Origin of the sequence: Streptomyces sp. NPDC053560 (assembly GCF_044544605.1) — a bacterium.
GTDB lineage: Bacteria > Actinomycetota > Actinomycetes > Streptomycetales > Streptomycetaceae > Streptomyces.
Window position 1 is genome coordinate 161,500 of record NZ_JBITXI010000003.1, and the last position, 17,359, is coordinate 178,858.

Genomic DNA, 17,359 nt, shown 5'->3' on the forward strand with positions numbered 1-17,359 from the left:
CAGCCCTACAGCGCCCCTACAGCAGCCTTGACCTGCGTCAACGAGCGCCGTCGAGGCGGCCGGTCACCACCGGGCTGCCGTCGGGGGCGCGCCGCGCGAGCCGCCCCCGGAGCAAAGCAGCCGGTGAGAATGGCGGTCGCAAGAGCAGTCAGAGTCATCACCCACCCTGCCGCTTGTGCACGCCATCGTCTTCGCCGTTCCACTCCACGCCGCCCTTCGACCGTGCCCGCTGTCCTGGCTCCGCAGATCAAGACGGGGTCGGTTGTGCGGAAGTTCCGGACTGTATTGAAGGAGGGGTACAGGCTGCCGCCCCTGTGCCGAGTGAGAAGCTGGGGGGCATGACCTCACCCGATCCCGGCGTCCGGGCCGTACCCGATGCGCTCGCCTACCTCGCAGGCAACTGGAGCGTGGAGCGTGAGCTGTACGCCGGTGAACACGTCGGCCACTTCTCCGGACGGGCCGAGTTCCGCACCGACGACGCCGACGACGGGTGGCTGCACGTGGAGGAAGGTGTCATGGAATGGGACGGCGCGCAGCGGGACGCGAGCCGAACCCTCCGGATGACGCCGCTCCCGGACGGCTCCGCGGAGGTGTCCTTCGCGGACGGCCGTCCCTTCCACACGCTGGACCTGCGCCGCGGCCACTGGACGGCCGTGCACCAATGCGCCGCGGATCGCTACGAAGGCACCTTCACCGTCCTGTCGCCGGACGAGTGGCACCTGCGCTGGGAAGTCCACGGCCCGGCCAAGGACCAGCTCCTCGTCTCGGTCTACCGCCGCGCGACAACGTGAGGGTCACACGTCCCAGGTGACCGGGAGGCTCTTCACCCCGTAGATGTCCGCGGCCTCCGGTCGCAGGCTGACTTCTTCAGCCGGTACGGCCAGGCGCAGCGTCGGGAAGCGGTTCAGCAGCGCGGAGAACGCGACCCGCATCTCGACGCGGGCCAGCTGCTGCCCCAGGCACTGGTGGACGCCGTGGCCGAAGGCCAGGTGCCCGCCCTCCTGCCGCTGCAGGTCGAGCGCTTGGGGATCGGTGAAGCGCTCGGGGTCGCGGTTGGCGGTGTTGTACGACAGGACAACCGTCGTGCCGGCCTTGATGGTCTGGCCGCCCAGCTCGACGTCCTCCAGCGCCGTCCGCCAGAACTGCTTGGCGACGCTCAGGTACCGCAGCAGCTCCTCCACGGCCCGCTCGGCGAGCGCAGGGTCTGCCCGCAGCGCGGCCAGCTGAGCCGGGTGCTGGAGCAGGGCGAAGGTGCCCAGTCCCAGCATGTTCGCGGTGGTGTCGAACCCGGCCGACAGCAGGATCAGGGCGATCCCCTTCAGCTCCTCATCGGTCAGATCGCTGTCGGTGAGGTCGCTGAGTACGTCGTCGGTGGGATTCGCACGCTTGGCGACCACCAGCTCCGCGAGGTAGTTCTGGACCGCGGTGTAGGCCGCGATCAGCTCTTCTTCACTCGTCTCCCCGTTCATGAACGAGTCGATCTGCTCCTGGAAGGAGCCCCGGTCCTCGTACGGCACACCCAGCAGCTCGCATATGACGATGGCGGGGATGGGCTTGGCGAACGCGGTCACCAGGTCCGCCGGCGGCCCGGTCTTTCCCATGGCGTCCAGACAGTCGGCGGTGATCTGCTCCACGCGCTCGGTGAGCAGGCGCATGCGCCGTACGGTGAACTTGCCCATCAGCGGCTTGCGGTAGCGCCGGTGCTGCGGGTCGTCCATGAGCAGGAACTCGCCGGGCGGCGCCGGCGGAATCTCGAAGTCGACCACGTTCATGAGCTCTTTGCGCGCACTGAACCGCGGGTCGGCCAGCACCGACCTGACCATGTCGTATCCGGTGATCAGCCATCCGGGCTTCCCTCCAGGGCCAGGGTGGGTGTAGCGGCTGATGGGGCCGTGGCGGCGGGCGTCGAGCAACTCCGCCGGCGGGTCGAAGGGGCAGCCGGACTGACGCACCATCGGCGTCGTCGAGACGGTGTGGACGGACTCACCCATGACCATTCCTCATTTCGCGATAGTACGCGTTTGGGATTACTTGAAAGCTACGTTGCGTTCGATGTGTCGTCAATCCACTAAACAGCGTTAGTCCAGCTAGCAGAAGCTAAATTGATGCAATGACGCTGGACTCGAATGCAATGGTGCGTTGCAATGGATGACGGCGAAGGCAATACTGGCGGCATGCCAGGTGGACGGTTGACCCAACAGGAACGCCAGCGCATCGCTGCCGGACTCGCCAACGGACTCTCCTACGCCGAGATCGCCAGACGGCTCGACCGGCCGACCTCGACGATCAGTCGCGAGGTCGGACGCAACGGCGGCGCCGGCGGCTACCGGCCCCAGCAGGCGCATCGGGCGACGGTTCAGCGTGCCCGGCGCGGCACGCCCGCTCCCCCACGCGGGGCCGGGCCGCCGGCCGGCGCGGTGGAAGAGGAGATCATCGAGCTGGCGGTCAGGTCGGGGCTGCCGAGGATGACCGCGCGCGTGCACGTCGACCTGCTGCTGTCCGAGGACGGCAGGCGCACCGCGGCCGAGCTGACCCGCAGGCTGCAGGTGAGCCCGGCCTCCGTCTCCGTGGCCGTGAACTCCCTTGTGGAGCAGGGGTATGTCCGGCGCGAGCACGATCCGCAGCGGCGCCGCGACATCTACGTCATCGACGACAACGCCTGGTACAACTCGATCGTGATCAGCGCACGGCACACGCTCGAATCGGCGCGGGCCGCGATGACGACGGCGGAGACGCTCGGGCTCGACACGCCCGTGGGACAACGGATGGCCAAGGCAGGGACGTTCCTGGAGCGGGTCATCACGGACATGCTGGAGTCGGCCGACCGCTGGCGCTCGCTCCTGGCATGACGGGCGGCGGCTCGCCCGCCCGTCAGCCCGTCAGCCCGTCACCCCACCAGCCCATCAGCCCATCAGCCCATCAGCCGCTGAACACTGCCTTGATGAGCCTGTCCAACGCCCCCTGGATCACCACTGCCGGGTTGGATTCGGCATCGCCGGTCGTCAGCCCCGCGGTCAGGGTCCTGCTGCCGTCGGGCGTGCTGATCATCAGAGAGCCGTAGCCCCCTGGGGCGCCGCCGTTGTGGTGGACGATGGTGCCGCCGTGGTCCGGACCCAAGCCCTGTACGAACATCCCCAGACCGTAGCCGAGTTCACCATGCGGCGTACGCATCTCGTCCAGCAGCGGGGCGGGCAGCAGCGTGCCGCCCAGCAGCGCGGAGAAGAACGTGTGGAGGTCCTGGGTGCTTGAGATCATGTCTCCGGCGCCGGCCAGCAGGGAGGAGTTCTGACGGCTGACGTCGACCACCTTCCATCCGTCGGCGTCCTGGTAGCGGTAGTAACCATGGGCGTGCGGCCCGGGGATCTCCGGCGAGGCCCCCGGCACCACGGTGTCCCGCAGCCCGAGCGGCCGCAGGATCGCCCGGTGCATCTCCTCGGCGTACGAGCGGCCGGTGACCTTCTCGATCAGCAGCAAGGCCAGCGTGTAGTTGGTGTTGCAGTAGCTCTGGCCGGTCCCCGGCTCGAACCGAGCCGGCTTGAGCAGCGCGAATCGCACGAGTTCTTCCGGCCGGTAGGTGAGAAACCGGTTGTCCACCCACTCCTTGCCCGCCGAGGGGATTCCCGGCACGAACGTCCCGTCGGGTTCGGGTTCGCCGGTGTAGCTGTACAACCCGCTGGTGTGCTGCAGCAGCATCCGCACCGTGATCCGCCGGTCCAGCCCGAGCTGGGGCAGGTAGTCGGCCACCGGAGCATCCAGTCCGATCGCGCCGTCGGCGACCAGTCTCAGCACCAGTGTCGCGGTGAAGGTCTTGGTGGAACTGCCGACCCAGAAAAGCCCGTTCGTCTGCGGCCTGGCGTCCTCGCCCAGCTTGCGCACCCCGGCGCTGCCGACCCACTCGCCCTGCTCGTCGTGCACCCGCATCTGCATCCCGGCGAACCCGGCATCGACGAACTCCTCGATGGCCTGCTGCAGCTCCGGACGATTCTGCCCGCTGTTGTTCTCGACGGTGTGGAGGGATTCACCCATGGTCTTTCCTCATCTCGCGATTGGATGTGTTCGGTGCGGCTGGAGAGCACAACGGCGGCCACCGCGGGCGTCCACGACCTTGTTGCCGTGGGACTTGCGCGGCCCGCTCACCGCGATGGCCGGGTTGGTATCGGTCGTGAGGGATGTTTCCCAGAGGCTGCGGGCGGTGATGTCGCCGTAGGCGGTCGTCGCGTGGATGTTCAGGCCGGCGGCGCCGTCGGAGTTCTTGAGCGTGTTGTGGATCCGGCCGTAGGCGGTGCCGGCATCGAGCGCGGCGGAGACACCGCGGGCGGCGCCGACCGAGATGTCACCGGCCTCGATGCGCAGGGTGACCGTGCCGCTCACGGCCTCGGCGATGCGGATGTCGCCCTTGGCTGTGGTGACCTCCGCGGGTCCGCCCAGGCGGCCGACCGAGATGTCGCCGGCGAGGAGGGCGAGGCGGACACTCTTGGTCTCGTCGAGCTTGACCGAGCCGTGTGCCCCTTCGAAGGTGACGTCACCGAGCCGCCCCACGCCCCGGACTTCGGCGTCGGCCGCCTTCGCCTCGACGCGTGAACCGGCGGGCAGTTGGATGGTCACCTCGACGGATCCGGAGGTGCCGAGGATCCGGTTCCTCGGCGCCGGGGCCGCGACCCGCAGGACGCCGTCGCCGTCGCCGTACGCGACCTCGATCTGCTCCGCCGCCTTCACGTCGCGGCTCTTCGAGACGTCCGCCGGCAGGACCTCGACCGTGGTGTCGGCCCGGTCGGCAGCGATGAACCGGACGCGCCCCGCGGGGATGTCCAGGACGGCGGCCACCGGATCCGGAGTGTCGAACTTCTGGATCGTGCTCTGCTTCGTCTGCATCGTGCGCTCCCTGGACTCTCTGTTTCTGACATTGGAAACGCTACGTTGCATTCACGTATCCAGCAATACTGATATTGCGAATAATTGTCATCTTTGCAGCTCAGCCATGAGATTTCATTGCAACAAGCTGGAAGGTAACGCAACAACCACCACTCCATTCGTTGCAATGAACCAGAAGTGAACGCTATGCTGCACGGCCGACGCTCCTGAGGCACCAGGAGCCACGAAGACAACGAAGGAGACCGCGATGCCGGGAGGCAGGCTCACCCAGCAAGAGCGCCAGCAGATTGCACTGGGGCTGGCCGACGGCCTCGCCTATGCGGAGATCGCCAGACGTCTCGACCGCCCCACCTCGACCATCACACGTGAGGTGATGCGCAACGGCGGCCCCACTGCCTACCGCGCCGATCTCGCACACCGCGCCACCCAACACCGCGCCCACCGGCGCAGGCAGGCCGCGCCCAGGGTCGCCAAGGCTCCCGAACAGGCCCACGACCGCGATGCCGAGGCAGTGCGCGAATACGAGGAGTCGTTCACCACCGTCCTCATGCGGACGGGCACGCCCAAGATGATGGCCCGCGTGCTGGCCTGCCTCTGCATCAGCGACGCTGGCAGCCTCACCGCATCCGAACTCGCCCAGCGCCTCCAGGTCAGCCCGGCGTCCGTCTCCAAAGCGATCACGTACCTTGAGAATCAGGGCCTCGTACGCCGGGAACGTGATGAAGGCCGCCGCGAGCGCTACGTCGTCGATGACGACGTCTGGTACCAATCCATGCTGGCCAGCGCCCGCGGCACCGCCCATCTCGCCGAGATCGCACGACAGGGCGTCAGCATCCTCGTCTCCGGCACCCCGGCGGCCGTCCGCCTCGAAAACATCGCCCGCTTCGTCGACTTCGTCTCCGACAGCATCATCCGCGCCGCGGACCAGGCCCGCGACGTCCTGCACACGAAGCCCGAATCGGCCTCGGACAGCGCCACCACATCCACCAGCGCCACCTGAGGGTTGTTCAGGCCCTCACTCCGCCGTGTCCGGAACCGGCGAGACCCTCGCACCGGCCGACATCAGTTTCTCCGCCAGCACGCGACAGCGGCTGCCCAGTTCCGGAGGGTCGAGGACCTCGAAGTCGTGCCCCAGCAGGAGCACGTGCATGAGCACGGCATCAAGGCTGCCGCCCCCGCTGAGCACCTCGCAGCGCTCACTCCCCCGCCGTCGCACGACGGCTGCCGACGCCGGAATCTGTGCGCGTACGCTGTCGGCCGACGCGTGCACGAGAAAGCGCGCCCGGTGCGGGTAGACGCGGCTCGCCACCCCCTCCTGTACGTACGCCGCCGCGTCCGGCGCCGCGCGCGGGCGGAAGCGCCAGGTCCGCGCTGACACCTCGGTCATCCGGTCGAGCCGGAAGCTGCGCCAGTCGTGGCGTTCGAGGTCGTAGGCGAAGAGGTACCAGCACCGGTCGGAGGCGACCACGCGATAGGGCTCCACCCGCCGCCGTCGCACCTCGCTCCCGGAGGGATAGCCGAAACCGGCCTCGGTCTCGTCGCGGCAGGCTCTGGCCAGCGTCATCAGCACCTCGGGGTCGACCGGCGCGCGGCCGGTACCGAAGAACTCCACCGAGCCGGAGAGCGTGCGCACCTCGTGCCGCAGCCTGGTGGGCAGCACCCGGTCGAGCTTGGTCAGTGCCCGGAGCGCGGCATCGCCGGCGGCCGCCCCGCCCGCGCCGGCGAGCAGCGAGACCGCGGTGGCGATCGCCTCTTCGTCATCGAGGAGCAGCGGCGGCAGGTCCTGTCCGGGGCCGAGCTGGTAACCGCCGCCGACACCCTGGGTGGCATGCACCGGATAGCCCAGGGCGCGCAACCGCTCGACATCACGCCGTACCGTGCGCGGCGTGACCCCGAGCCGTTCGGCGAGTTCGGGACCCGTCCAGACCTGGCGCTGCTGCAGCAGCCCGAGCAGGGCAAGCACCCGCTCCGTGGTCCCCCGCTCCTCACCGCTCCCCACATCCATGCCGCCCACCCTTTCAGAAATAGCGGACCGATCCTGTCCGCTGGAGGTGTCACAGTGACCCATGTCCGAGGTCCGCAGCTGCGCGACCGCGCCCTCCACACACCCCGCTACGAATGGAGCATTCTGATGAGCCGCCACATTCAGATCACCTTCGACGCCCACGACCCGCGGACCCTGTCGAGTTTCTGGCGCGACGCGCTGGGCTACGTCCACCCCGGCCCGCCCGGGGCCGATCTGCCCGCGGACGCCGACCCGCTGGCCGCGTGGGACGACTTTCTCGCGCGGCTCGGCGTGCCGGTGGCGCAACGCAACACGAAGTCGGCCATCGAGGACCCGGACGGGCACGGCCCGCGGCTGTTCTTTCAGCAGGTGCCGGAGGGGAAGGTTGCCAAGAACCGCGTCCACCTCGACGTTCGTGCGGCTCCCGGGTTGCAGGGAGAGGAGCGGATGGCGGCGTTGGAGGCCGAGTGCGACCGGCTCATCGCGCTGGGAGCGAAGCGGGTACGCCGCGATGAGCCGGCTCCCCCGATGAGCGCAGGCTTCATCGTGATGACCGACCCCGAGGGCAACGAATTCTGCCTGGACTGAGACGTACCTCAGCCACGGCCACGTCACAGACCCGGTTCAGTCAGTGAGTGGGAGGCGGAGGCAGGCAGCCGCTCTCCAGGTAGTGGCCGTTGGCTTTCGCCCACACGCGGTCCTTGCTGACGGCTCCCGTGACGCAGGCGGTTTTCCCGATCCAGATGCCGTAAGAGCTCCCTCTGACCTTGTCGACCGTGTCCGGCGAAAGGCTGCGCAATCCCGTTACGGAGAGAGGATCAGAGGCGGAGAGCTCGGCGAGTACGGGCTGCACCTCCGCGGGACTGATCCTGCCCTGTCGGCGCAGGTCTTCAAGGACCCGTTTGACCTCGGCGGCCTTCTGCCCTGCTCGCTTCTCGTCCTGCGGGCTCATCTCACCGGGTATCCGGACCCGGTTGTTGTCCGCGTAGTTCGGCGGCGCGTCGGACCGTGGCGCTTCCGTCTCCGATGTGTCGGCGGTACCGGAGGGATCGGCACCCTGCGAGTGGGATGCGCCGGTGCCGTTGAGGTTGGAGAACAGCTCGTCCTCGCTGAGCCCGCATCCCGCCAGGAGGAGAACGCCGGCTGCTGCGGTGACCGCCGCGGCAGTGTGTTTACGCAGAGGCATAGGTACAGGCATGGGGCAATGCTCACTGCCCGTCGCCCGAGGCACATGAGTACCGGTACTCATGTGCCGCTACTCGTGCGCCTCCGATGGTGGCCGACGAAGTCGAGCTGTGCCATGGCGAGCACGCCGCGGAAACGATGCCCACCAGCTCTCAGCCGTCCGCCGCAGCCAGGCCGCGATCGCGTCCCGGCTGAGTACGCCCCTCACCAGCAAGTCGGCGCCGCGTGATGTAACGCCTGTTGCATTCACACGCGTGACAAGCACTGAACACACCACCCGGTGGCTGATCCTGGTGATCAAGCTGCCTGCGGCCCCGTCCCGGCACCGCGTGGCGGTGTGACGGGAGCCGCGCAAGGTCGGGGCTCTCTCGCTGGGCCAGGGCGTCTGGGCGGTGCCGGAGGTGCCTGTCTTCGCCAACGGAGTGCGCCGCGCCCTCGAACTCACCGGCACCGCGGGCGGCCAGGGCGTGACGCTCCAGGCATCCGGCCGCTCCGACCAGGACGCGGCCCTCTTCCAGGAGATGTTCACCGCGGCCCGCTCGGCCGACTGGGCAGAGTTCCTCGCGGACTGCGGCAAGTTCGAGGCTGAGATCGCCAAGGAGATCCGGATCGCCAAGTTCATCCTGGCCGAGCTGGAGGAAGAAGAGCAGAGCCTGGAGCGGCTGCGACGCCGGCACCGCGACCTGACCGCCCGGGACGTCTTCGGCGCCCCCGGAGCAGCCGAGGCCGGCGAACGGCTCAGACAGTGCGCCGCCGCCTCCGCCTTCTCCCCCTCGGCCTCCGCCATGGTCGCCCGCCTCAACCCGGCCGCCAAACGCGGGCGTGCGTTCGGCAGTTACGGCTTCTACAAGTCCATTGGCTACACCCTCGGCCCGCTCCTGGGCGGCGTCCTGGTGTGGGCGGGTGGCCTCCGCCTGCTCTTCACGGTGATGTTCGTCTGCGCGGCGGCCGTCGCTGTGTGGGCCGCGCTCGCGGTGCCCGTCGTGCCTCCGCTGCCCCGCAAGCGGCAGACCGTGGCCGATCTCGTCCGCCGCCTGGCCGACGCGTCCTTCCTCGCTCCGACCGCCGCGCTTGCCGCTGCCACCGCCGCACTCTCCGTGGGTGTGGGCTTCCTGCCCGTCTCCGGGGCCGCAGCCGGGCTCGGCACCGTGGCCACCGGCGCTGCCGTGTCCGTGCTGGCCGCCACAGCCGCCATCGTCCAGCCGAGGACCGGCCGCGCCCTCGACGCCGGGCGCCTGACCACGCGCGCCGGATTGCTCACCGGACTTCTCGTCACCGCCGCCGGCCTCGCGGCCGCCACGCTGCCCGGCCTTGCCGGTGTCCTGCTCGCCGCCGCTCTCATCGGCACCGGCACCGGGCTGATCACCCCGCTCGGCTTCGCAGCGCTGGCCGCCTCCACCCCAGAGGAGCGCATGGGCCAGACCATGGGATCGGCCGAGCTGGCCCGCGAACTGGGCGACGCCGGAGGTCCCCTGCTCGTCGCCGGCATCGCCACCGTCTCGACCCTCGCTTCCGGCTACGCGGCCCTCGCCGTCCTGCTGCCAGCAGGACCATTGCTCGCTCTTGCGCGCCGCCCCCGCACAGCGCAAGCGCCGAAGTAGTCCGAGTGCCGGCAAGGTGATCTGCAACTAACCTTCGTCACCTGCGGGTCGCTCTGGTGATGCCGTCGGAACCGGCCTCCCGTCCATACGCGCGTCCGACCCCGCTGACCGACACCAGCGTCGGTCAGCGGCCCGTACACGGCATGATGGGATCATGCGTACTCTGCCTGTACTGGTCTATGACGGAGACTGCGGCTTCTGTACCTCCGCGGTAGGACTTGCCGAGCGGTACGTTCGCCCCCGGTGCGAAGCCACTCCATGGCAGCGCGCTCCCCTGGACTCCTTCGGTGTTTCGCAGCAGCGGGCCGAGTACGAGGCGCTCTGGGTGACGCCGACGAATGCGGTCCACGGCGGCGCGCAGGCCGTAGCCAAGCTGCTGTTGAGCGCGGGCAGCGGGTGGGCCGTTCTGGGAGCGGTGCTCACCTTGCCGCCGATGCGCTGGATCGCCCATGGCGTCTACCGGCTCATCTCGAACAACCGTCAACGCCTCCCAGGAGGCACTCCGGCCTGCGCTCTACCCGCCAACCGGCAGTAGCCCACCGCGGCCGGCCGCCTCCAAGGCCCGCTGCGCACCGATGCCTCCTTCGGGCTCACCGCCGAGCCGAGTTCATCCCCAACGGCGGCCGGGGCGAGCCGAAGCTGGGCAGTTTCGTCTAAATCACCGAGCAGGCCACGTGTGCGTGAGTGCCCGGGCAACGTCCAGGAACCGAGTGATGGCGGGTGTGATGTGCAGCCGCTCGGCGGCCCGGGTGCAGCTCTCCTCCTCGGCGACAGCGATCACGTACCGCATCAGCCGCAGATCAATCCCCATACCCTCAGGGTATGGGGAGGCACTTATTCGATCTTCGACAGCGGCCCCGAGCCCCTTCGACAATCGAGGTCGTGAGCACTACTTACCCGCCTTCTCCGTCCTCTCGACACCGTCGGCTGGTGCTGGCGATCTGCTGAGCGTGCCTGTTCATCGTCACCCTCGACAACACCATCCTGCAGATCGCCCTGCCCTCTCTGCAGCGCGAGCTGCACGCACCGCTGTCCGGGCTGCAGTGGACGATCGACGCCTACGCCCTGGTACTGGCCTCCCTGCTGATGCTCGCCGGATCGCCGGCCAACCGGCTCGGACGCAAGCGGGTGTTCATATCCGGGCTGGCCGTCTTCACTGTCGGCTGCGCGCTGTGCTCCCTCGCACCGACGCTGCAGTGGCTGATCGTCTTCCGGTCGTCTTCCGGATGGTGCAGGCGGTCGGCGGCTCGATGCTCAACCCGGTCGCCACGTCGATCATCACCCGCACCTTCACCGACCGCCGTGAACGCGCCCGCGCGATCGGTGCCTGGGGAGCAGGGGTGGGCCTGTCGAATCGATGGCGGCAGGGCCGTTGGTCGGCGGTCTGCTGGTGGACACGGCGGGCTGGCGCTCGATCTTCTGGATCAACCTGCCCATCGGCCTCGCCGGCCTGGCGGCGACCCGGCTGTTCGTCCCCGAATCCCGAGCCGCGACCGCCCGCCGCCCCGACCCGGTCGGGCAACTCCTCGTGATCGCCCTGCTGGCCCAGCTCACGTACGCCATCGTCCAGGCGCCCGAGAACGGCTGGACCTCACCGACCACGCTCGTCGCCGCCACGGTCTGCCTCGCACTCCTGGTCACCCTCATCCGCTACGCGCTGCACCGTCCCGAGCCTCTGACGAGCTGCGCTTCTTCCGCTCCGCGCCCTTCACCGGCGCCGCCGTCAACGCCCTGGCCAGCTTCTCCACCCTCGGCTGCGCGCTGTTCGGAACCGGCTTCGGCTTCGTCAACGCCCCCATCACCCACTTCGGCTTCGTCAACGCCCCTATCACGCACACCGTCGTCTCCGGCATGCCCATGTCCCGAGCCGGCGTGGCCTCCTCCCTGGCCTCCACCTTCCGGCAGACCGGCAGCGTCCTCGGTATCGCCGTCCTCGGGGCCGTCCTCGCCTCCCGCATCGGCCCCACGCCTACGCCGACACCTGCACCGCCGCCGTACGCCCCGCATGGTGGGTCACCGCCGGATGTGGCCTGACAGTCATGGCCATCGGCCAACTCACCAACCGCCGCCGCGACCGCAATTCCAGCCGTGACCGCAATTCCATTCATGAGAACTCGTCGCCCACCTACGGAAGTGCGCGGTTCGATGACGATCCGTCCCGATCGCGAGGCGTTAATGGGTCGTGTCTGACAAATGATCTATGCGAGGCTTCGGTGTCCGAGACCGAAGGAGGAGGCATGGGAGTTGAGCTGGAACTGCACTCTGGGCGACCAGCGCGAAAGAGATCGTCCAGGGACACCTTGATACGGGGCTCCTACGAGCACGGTGAAGCGTTGGCGAGCGTGCTGGACACCCTCTACCGGAGGCACCCGGGCAAGCTCGGCTGGGTAGATCCGTACGGCGACACGCTGTTCAACGAACAGGAAGCCCAAGTTGTCCGCCAGGAAGTCGCCGTCCTGATCCAGGGGTGTACTGACGACCAGCGGAAGGCGGCTCTGCTCGACCTTGCCGAGCTGCTTGAAGCGTGTGCGGCGACGCCGGGCAGCTACTTGTGGTTCATCGGTGACTAGCCATGCCTGATCATTGCTCTTGGCGTTGGCCGGGGGGAGTCGACGGATGTGGCGCGGGAGCGGATGGGCTGAAGCAGTTCCGGGCCGTGGGTAGCAGCCTCCCCCCGCCCCGCGAACGCGCACGGTCACAGCACTAGCTTCGGCTGCGCATCATCGACATCAGCAGCCCATGGGTCTCGTCGTCGGCGGCGGCCACAAGCCCACGGCCCGCCTCACCGACCGGGGCACCGTCGATTCCGGTGACTACGCAGCCGGCCGCCCGGCACAACGCGATGCCGGCCGCGAAATGCACGCTGCTGGAGAGGTCGCCACCATCGGTGACGTACGCGGCGCGCTTACCGGCAGCGACCCAGGCCAGCGCCAGCGTCGTGGATACAACGCGCGGCCGGAATCGTTTGACGAACTCGGGGTGCGCCAGCAGATCCACAGCCCGAAATCCGGGCGCGCTCGGGAACGGCGGGTCCAGGTTGACGTCCACCAACCGGGTAGCGGATGAGGGCGTCAGTAGTGCGTCGTCAGCCTCGCCGTGCCCATTCCGCACCCAGGCGGTCTCCCCGCCGGTGAAGAAGACCTCGCCGCTGAACGGGTCGGCCACCGCCGCCGCCCCATCGCGCAGCGCCACATTGACGGCCACCAGCATGTTGCCGACGGCGTAGTTCAGCGTGCCGCACAGGGGATCCACCAACCACTGGCGCACAGCGGCGGCGCCCTGCTGCCCGCCCTCCTCGCCGAGCACCGCGTCATCGGGCCGTGCGGCACGGATGACACCGAGGATCGCCTTCTCGGCTTCCACATCGGCGTCGGTGGCGAAGTCCCCGGCACCCTTGTCGATGCGGTTGAGCCGTTGACCGTACATGTTGCGCACCACGTCCGCGCCGGCCCGCGCCCCGGCTATCGCGACTGCGGCATCGTCGGAGCTCGCGTATGAGTTGATCACACCGTGCAGACTATCTATCGAGGCACAACTACCGCCCCAACGAACCTACAGGCACATAGGGCAGGTTACTCAGTACCTCTCTCCGAGCGGGTCTCGGCGCCCGTCCGAGATACCCGGCGAGATGGTCCAGGACCGGCGGGTCATTGGGCACCGGCTGAAGCGGACCGAAGGAACCACCGGCGGTACGGGGCAGGCCGCCGTAGATCTCGCGTACGACCGGCGGTGCGGCTCGTGCGAGGTCCGGCAGCAGGTCGCGGTTGCGGCCGAGCGCGGCCGCCAGGTCCCAGCCGGGCACGAGCAGCTCGATGACGAGCTGCTCGGCCAGGCGGCGCCCGGGGGGGGGCAGGGCCGAAGGTCCGCGTCAGCATGCCCGGCTGCCGGAACGCGGTGAGGGCTTCGTTCGCAGCGGTCTCGAAGGCCGCTACGTGATCGGGGCCGAGGTGGTCGTCGGTATGACCGCCGGTAGGGGGCATGCCTTGCGCCAGGTCGCCCCACAGGACGTTCTCCCCCACCAGGTGGTCCAGGAGGCCACGTACCGTCCAGCCCCCGCAGGGAGCCGGCAGATCGAAGTCGGTCGGTGGCGTGTCGCGGACGAGTGCGGCAACGGAGTACTGAACACGGGCGCAGGCGTCCAGGGCACCGCACGGCCAGGGATCGGAGACGTCCCGGTACAGGGCTTCGAGCTGCGTGTCGCATGCGCCCGGTGTGGGGTTGGCGCGCAGGGCGGTGGTCAGCCAATCGCCGGCTCGCGCGAGGCTCGGTGGTGTCGGGCGGCCGCCCAGTACGCACAGCAGCTGCCAGAAGCGTTCTCGGGCAGGTCGACCCCGGCCGCGAGCAGTCCCTCCCAGAAGTGGGGCACGTCGTGGTCACCGAGGATCTCGCTGAGAAAGGGGGGATCAGTGCGCGGCGCTCGTCAGGTGACATGTGGGCGGCACGGGTCATGAGAGCGAGCCCTTCCGCGGGTGGTGCGGTGGGTGACGGTGCGCAGCACGGCCTGGTGCGTACGGAGCCGGCGGATCTGCGCCTCCAGTGCCTCGACATGTGCGGCGGCCACCTCCGCGAGACCGTCCTCGCGGTCCAGAGCGGCGCGGATCCCGCCGAGCCCCATGCCCAGATCCCGCAGCGTCCGGGCCAGCTGCAGGCGTGCCACGGCCGCGGCGTCGTAACAGCGGTATCCGGCGGTGGTCCGTCCCGCCGGCGGTACCACTCCCAGGTCCGACCAGTGCCGGATCACCTTCACCGGCAGGCCGGTCTTCCGCGCGACGGTCCCGATGCTCACATGGGCCGCTGTTCGTCCTTGTGCATGACGCCACCTTCGACTCTCCCACGATGGGAGAGTCGAGCAGCGACGGACAACATCACCGTCACCGCGCATCGCACACGGCGACGAGACCGACCGACCCCGAGCTACGCCGCACCATCTCGTTGCTGCTTGCGGCTTTCAAGGCGCTTGATGACCACGTTGGCCAGGGCCACCACGAGAGTGGCCAGCAGGGCGGGCAGCCAGGGGTACCGCACATGCAGACCGGGCGTGAAGGACTCGACGAACAGCACAGCAAGGAACGTCGTCCCCGCTGACAAAACCATCTCCACGCTTCGCTTGACCGCTGCGGAGAGCGGGAGGAGACGCGCGGCAAGGCGCAGCGGGTAGACGAAGATGCCGGCGAGCAGCCCACAGGGCAAGCACAGCAACGCACCCCAGAACAGCGGCGCGATTCCCTCGGATTCGATGAGATTGCGGGAGAGCAGCGCGACGAGGGCGACGCCCACCAGGACGACAATGCCCACGACGGCCGCGATGCCGAGCCCCAGCCCGGTCATACCGAAGGCGGCGAGTACTTTCTCGCGGGGGGACAGGGAAGCCCAGGTGGGTTCCTCTTCTTGCTGATGGTCTTTCACTGTGCACTCCTTGCCGCACCGGAACGGTGGTGCGGGCGGCACCTCGACGGATTGCCGGGGTGCCGCCCGCATGGTCGGTTCCTTAGAGGGCGACCATCATGATGGCCTTGGCGATGTCGTGGGCGACGTCGGTGGGAACGCCTGCCCGCACCATGGCAATGGAAAGGGCGGTCTCGCTCCAGCCCTCGACATCCTCGATCGCGTCGGCGATCTTGTTGCCGTTGCGGGAGATGAAGGCGCCGCTCTTCTTGCTGACCTTTCCGACGATCTTGCCTGCCCAGCTGCCACCGTGGCGCAGACCGGCGACGATCAGCTTGCGCACGATGGTGCCCATGCCCAGGGCACGCTTCGTACGCTTGTGGGCGTCGGGGTTCTCCAGCTGCTTGGCGTACTCCTCGAACTCCCGGATCTGGTTGACATCGGCGCCGTCGGCACGCATGCGGGAGATGAGGTCACGAACGTCTTCGGCGGTCGGCTGCAGCGGCTCGGCAGCCTGCGTCGCGACTGCCCGGTCGCGGTGAGCCTCGACCGCGCTCGCGGCGGGGGCGGCAACGCCGACGGTGACGGCGGTCAGGGCGGTGGCCGCGGCTATGCGGATGTGATTGTTCTTCACGTACACTTTCCTTGCAGGGCAGGGGGAAGAGGCGCACGGATACGCCGCTTGGCGTGGAAACTGAACGGCCCCCGTTTTCTTCTTCCCCCTGGTTCTTCTTTCTTTTACCCCCGGCCCTTCCCCTCCTGTTCCAGTCCTTCTCCAGTCCCGTTCCAGCAGGTCAGGCCGAGTGGAGCATTGACGGTAACTCACTTTTTTCCGTGATCCAAAACGGGCAAACAACAGCCGTCGCCGCGTCTCCCCCAATGGAATATTGTTCAACATTGCACGAACCTCGGCGCATCAATTCAAAGACGCCGAGAAAAGCTCCATGGTTGCTCAAGAGAGAAATTTCCACGATGCCGGAGAACACCCGGCAATGCGCTACCGGAGGAGCCGGAAGGGCCGGAGACGCCGCCAACGACTCTGAACCACATGAACTGAACTCCCCTGCCAGGCCGACGAATCCGCGCATCGCGGTCGACTCCACGATCGTCCGCGCTCACCGGAATGCCGCCGCGGTCCCGCCTCGGAGCTCCGGCTGGTGAGCCGGGCGACCACGCGTTAGCCGGGTGTTAGCGAAGCGGCAGTCTCACGTCAGCGGCGCCGGTCAGAGTGAGTGGCGTACCGAGGAAACAACGACACCGGCTACCCCGGGGGACCCGAAATGAGCTCCAGCACCACTGCCCGCACCGCCCGTCGTCGCACCGTGCGCATTGCCGCCGCGGCCGTGATCGCAGCCGCCGGCCTCACCCTGACCGCCTGCTCCGGCTCGGATGCCGCCGGCGCGAAGCCCGCGGCCCACACGGAAACGGGCACCGCGGCCGAGTCCGGCAGCACGGGCTCCTCCTCCGGATCGCAGGGCTCCGATGCCCAGGCGGACAATGACACCAAGGTCGACTCCAGGGCGGGCGCTGCGGGCAAGCAGTCGGGCGACGCGCACGCCGCTGCTTCCAAGACGAAGTCCCCGGTCCGCACGGTGACCCTGGTGGACGGCAGCAAGGCCGAGGTCTACCGGCTCGGCGAGCAGCACTACCGCGCCAAGATCATCAACGCCGGTTCGGTCCTGGCCACACTGGAGACCGGCGAGCACGATGCCGGGCTCGACGGCAACGACATGTTCGTCGTGCTCACGCTGGGCGGCGAAGTCCACTCCTGGATGGGCGGCGGACACCAGGGGCCGGGCACCTTCAAGCTCGCGGGCGGTTGGACGGCCAAGGTCAAGAAGGTGGGCGAACTCCGGTACCGCGCGGAGATCCTCGGCACGGACGGCGCGGTGTACGGCACGATGGAGGCGAACGAGCAGGACACCGGCCTCGACGCCAACGGCGTGTACATCGTGCTCAGCGCCGGCGGTGTGATCAGCGCCCACCAGTAAGTCCATGCCCGACTGCGTGGCTTTGGGCGCGCGATAGCCCGCTCGACTTCGTTCCTGCGGGCATATCGCCTCCGGTCGAACCATCGGACCCAGCGGGCCGACCGCTTCTGACCGCTTCTGCTACCGCGCGGAGGCAGTCGGCCCGCTCGTGTCGACCACCCCGCCCAGGCCGGCGGCCCGAAGGACCGGCCGTCACACCCCTCAGCGGATCTGGGCGTAGGAGCTCGGTGCCGAGGGGTCGGAGACTGGGACGGCCACCCGCGGGTCACGGGCGGTGTTCCGGGTCCTCTGGTGGGACTCGACGCTGTTGATCAAAACGT

At 68.7% G+C, this 17,359-nt stretch carries 17 protein-coding genes and 3 pseudogenes; 9 read left to right on the forward strand and 11 right to left on the reverse strand.

What is annotated here, in order from left to right:
• Window positions 1-338: 338 nt before the first annotated feature.
• The gene (locus ACIGQF_RS07560; RefSeq protein ID WP_399706776.1) at window positions 339-791 is read left to right on the forward strand and encodes a DUF6314 family protein; all 453 of its coding nucleotides are present in this window, start codon (window positions 339-341) and stop codon (window positions 789-791) included.
• A gap of 3 nt (window positions 792-794) precedes the next feature.
• Here the strand turns inward: ACIGQF_RS07560 and ACIGQF_RS07565 are convergent, their stop codons facing one another.
• Window positions 795-1,991 carry a cytochrome P450 gene (locus ACIGQF_RS07565; protein WP_399706779.1) on the reverse strand — a complete coding sequence of 399 codons (1,197 nt, stop codon included), beginning with the start codon at window positions 1,989-1,991 and terminating at the stop codon, window positions 795-797.
• Between the two features lie 183 nt (window positions 1,992-2,174).
• Between ACIGQF_RS07565 and ACIGQF_RS07570 the strand changes: the two genes are divergently transcribed.
• Window positions 2,175-2,849 (forward strand): helix-turn-helix domain-containing protein, encoded by a 675-nt coding sequence (locus ACIGQF_RS07570; RefSeq protein WP_399706781.1) that lies wholly within the window; start codon window positions 2,175-2,177, stop codon window positions 2,847-2,849.
• Window positions 2,850-2,919: 70 nt separating this feature from the next.
• Here ACIGQF_RS07570 and ACIGQF_RS07575 read toward each other — a convergent pair whose 3' ends face one another.
• Both ACIGQF_RS07575 and ACIGQF_RS07580 read right to left on the reverse strand, forming a co-directional pair.
• Entirely contained in the window at window positions 2,920-4,026 is a 1,107-nt protein-coding gene (locus ACIGQF_RS07575) for a serine hydrolase domain-containing protein (protein WP_399706783.1), read from the reverse strand.
• A gap of 153 nt (window positions 4,027-4,179) precedes the next feature.
• A pseudogene (locus tag ACIGQF_RS07580) lies at window positions 4,180-4,851 on the reverse strand (DUF4097 family beta strand repeat-containing protein); the annotation flags it as partial.
• 268 nt (window positions 4,852-5,119) lie between these two features.
• On the opposite strand from ACIGQF_RS07580, the gene ACIGQF_RS07585 reads away from it, so the two are divergent.
• Window positions 5,120-5,872, forward strand: coding sequence for a helix-turn-helix domain-containing protein (locus tag ACIGQF_RS07585; protein WP_399706785.1), 753 nt, complete (start codon window positions 5,120-5,122; stop codon window positions 5,870-5,872).
• Window positions 5,873-5,887: 15 nt separating this feature from the next.
• Here the strand turns inward: ACIGQF_RS07585 and ACIGQF_RS07590 are convergent, their stop codons facing one another.
• A complete protein-coding gene (locus ACIGQF_RS07590; RefSeq protein ID WP_399706788.1) occupies window positions 5,888-6,877 on the reverse strand; it encodes a helix-turn-helix transcriptional regulator in 990 nt (329 codons plus the stop codon).
• Between the two features lie 126 nt (window positions 6,878-7,003).
• Here ACIGQF_RS07590 and ACIGQF_RS07595 point away from each other — a divergent pair, with 126 nt between their 5' ends.
• Window positions 7,004-7,465 carry a VOC family protein gene (locus tag ACIGQF_RS07595; RefSeq protein WP_399706791.1) on the forward strand — a complete coding sequence of 154 codons (462 nt, stop codon included), beginning with the start codon at window positions 7,004-7,006 and terminating at the stop codon, window positions 7,463-7,465.
• Between the two features lie 40 nt (window positions 7,466-7,505).
• Here the strand turns inward: ACIGQF_RS07595 and ACIGQF_RS07600 are convergent, their stop codons facing one another.
• Window positions 7,506-8,063 (reverse strand): hypothetical protein, encoded by a 558-nt coding sequence (locus tag ACIGQF_RS07600; RefSeq protein WP_399706793.1) that lies wholly within the window; start codon window positions 8,061-8,063, stop codon window positions 7,506-7,508.
• A gap of 352 nt (window positions 8,064-8,415) precedes the next feature.
• Here ACIGQF_RS07600 and ACIGQF_RS07605 point away from each other — a divergent pair.
• Window positions 8,416-9,663: pseudogene (locus ACIGQF_RS07605) on the forward strand (MFS transporter); the annotation flags it as partial.
• A 154-nt stretch (window positions 9,664-9,817) separates the two neighbouring features.
• Window positions 9,818-10,198: a thiol-disulfide oxidoreductase DCC family protein gene (locus ACIGQF_RS07610; RefSeq protein ID WP_399706795.1), complete on the forward strand. Its 381-nt coding sequence runs from the start codon at window positions 9,818-9,820 to the stop codon at window positions 10,196-10,198.
• Between the two features lie 123 nt (window positions 10,199-10,321).
• Here ACIGQF_RS07610 and ACIGQF_RS07615 read toward each other — a convergent pair whose 3' ends face one another.
• The gene (locus ACIGQF_RS07615; protein ID WP_399706797.1) at window positions 10,322-10,474 is read right to left on the reverse strand and encodes a LysR family transcriptional regulator; all 153 of its coding nucleotides are present in this window, start codon (window positions 10,472-10,474) and stop codon (window positions 10,322-10,324) included.
• A gap of 143 nt (window positions 10,475-10,617) precedes the next feature.
• Between ACIGQF_RS07615 and ACIGQF_RS07620 the strand changes: the two are divergent.
• Both ACIGQF_RS07620 and ACIGQF_RS07625 read left to right on the forward strand, forming a co-directional pair.
• Window positions 10,618-11,732: pseudogene (locus tag ACIGQF_RS07620) on the forward strand (MFS transporter); the annotation flags it as partial.
• 273 nt (window positions 11,733-12,005) lie between these two features.
• Window positions 12,006-12,233, forward strand: a complete 228-nt coding sequence (locus ACIGQF_RS07625; protein WP_399707651.1) for a hypothetical protein — start codon at window positions 12,006-12,008, stop codon at window positions 12,231-12,233.
• A gap of 133 nt (window positions 12,234-12,366) precedes the next feature.
• Here ACIGQF_RS07625 and ACIGQF_RS07630 read toward each other — a convergent pair whose 3' ends face one another.
• The 5 genes from ACIGQF_RS07630 to ACIGQF_RS07650 form a co-directional block, all read right to left on the reverse strand.
• A complete protein-coding gene (locus ACIGQF_RS07630) occupies window positions 12,367-13,170 on the reverse strand; it encodes an inositol monophosphatase family protein (RefSeq protein WP_399706799.1) in 804 nt (267 codons plus the stop codon).
• Window positions 13,171-13,310: 140 nt separating this feature from the next.
• Complete coding sequence (locus tag ACIGQF_RS07635) at window positions 13,311-14,018, reverse strand: maleylpyruvate isomerase N-terminal domain-containing protein (RefSeq protein WP_399707614.1); 708 nt, start codon at window positions 14,016-14,018, stop codon at window positions 13,311-13,313.
• A 65-nt stretch (window positions 14,019-14,083) separates the two neighbouring features.
• Entirely contained in the window at window positions 14,084-14,449 is a 366-nt protein-coding gene (locus ACIGQF_RS07640) for a MerR family transcriptional regulator (protein ID WP_399706802.1), read from the reverse strand.
• Between the two features lie 128 nt (window positions 14,450-14,577).
• Window positions 14,578-15,069: a hypothetical protein gene (locus ACIGQF_RS07645; protein ID WP_399706805.1), complete on the reverse strand. Its 492-nt coding sequence runs from the start codon at window positions 15,067-15,069 to the stop codon at window positions 14,578-14,580.
• Window positions 15,070-15,151: 82 nt separating this feature from the next.
• Window positions 15,152-15,682, reverse strand: coding sequence for a hypothetical protein (locus ACIGQF_RS07650; protein WP_399706807.1), 531 nt, complete (start codon window positions 15,680-15,682; stop codon window positions 15,152-15,154).
• 646 nt (window positions 15,683-16,328) lie between these two features.
• Between ACIGQF_RS07650 and ACIGQF_RS07655 the strand changes: the two genes are divergently transcribed.
• A complete protein-coding gene (locus tag ACIGQF_RS07655; protein ID WP_399706808.1) occupies window positions 16,329-17,039 on the forward strand; it encodes a hypothetical protein in 711 nt (236 codons plus the stop codon).
• Window positions 17,040-17,359 lie beyond the last annotated feature (320 nt).

Coding starts and splice junctions, on each gene's coding strand:
- ACIGQF_RS07590 (WP_399706788.1), bottom strand. CDS start 6,877: ATGGATGTGGGGAGCGGTGAGGAGCGGGGGACCACGGAGCGGGTGCTT.
- ACIGQF_RS07570 (WP_399706781.1), top strand. CDS start 2,175: ATGCCAGGTGGACGGTTGACCCAACAGGAACGCCAGCGCATCGCTGCC.
- ACIGQF_RS07600 (WP_399706793.1), bottom strand. CDS start 8,063: ATGCCTCTGCGTAAACACACTGCCGCGGCGGTCACCGCAGCAGCCGGC.
- ACIGQF_RS07655 (WP_399706808.1), top strand. CDS start 16,329: ATGAGCTCCAGCACCACTGCCCGCACCGCCCGTCGTCGCACCGTGCGC.
- ACIGQF_RS07615 (WP_399706797.1), bottom strand. CDS start 10,474: ATGGGGATTGATCTGCGGCTGATGCGGTACGTGATCGCTGTCGCCGAG.
- ACIGQF_RS07565 (WP_399706779.1), bottom strand. CDS start 1,991: ATGGGTGAGTCCGTCCACACCGTCTCGACGACGCCGATGGTGCGTCAG.
- ACIGQF_RS07595 (WP_399706791.1), top strand. CDS start 7,004: ATGAGCCGCCACATTCAGATCACCTTCGACGCCCACGACCCGCGGACC.
- ACIGQF_RS07575 (WP_399706783.1), bottom strand. CDS start 4,026: ATGGGTGAATCCCTCCACACCGTCGAGAACAACAGCGGGCAGAATCGT.
- ACIGQF_RS07585 (WP_399706785.1), top strand. CDS start 5,120: ATGCCGGGAGGCAGGCTCACCCAGCAAGAGCGCCAGCAGATTGCACTG.
- ACIGQF_RS07610 (WP_399706795.1), top strand. CDS start 9,818: ATGCGTACTCTGCCTGTACTGGTCTATGACGGAGACTGCGGCTTCTGT.
- ACIGQF_RS07560 (WP_399706776.1), top strand. CDS start 339: ATGACCTCACCCGATCCCGGCGTCCGGGCCGTACCCGATGCGCTCGCC.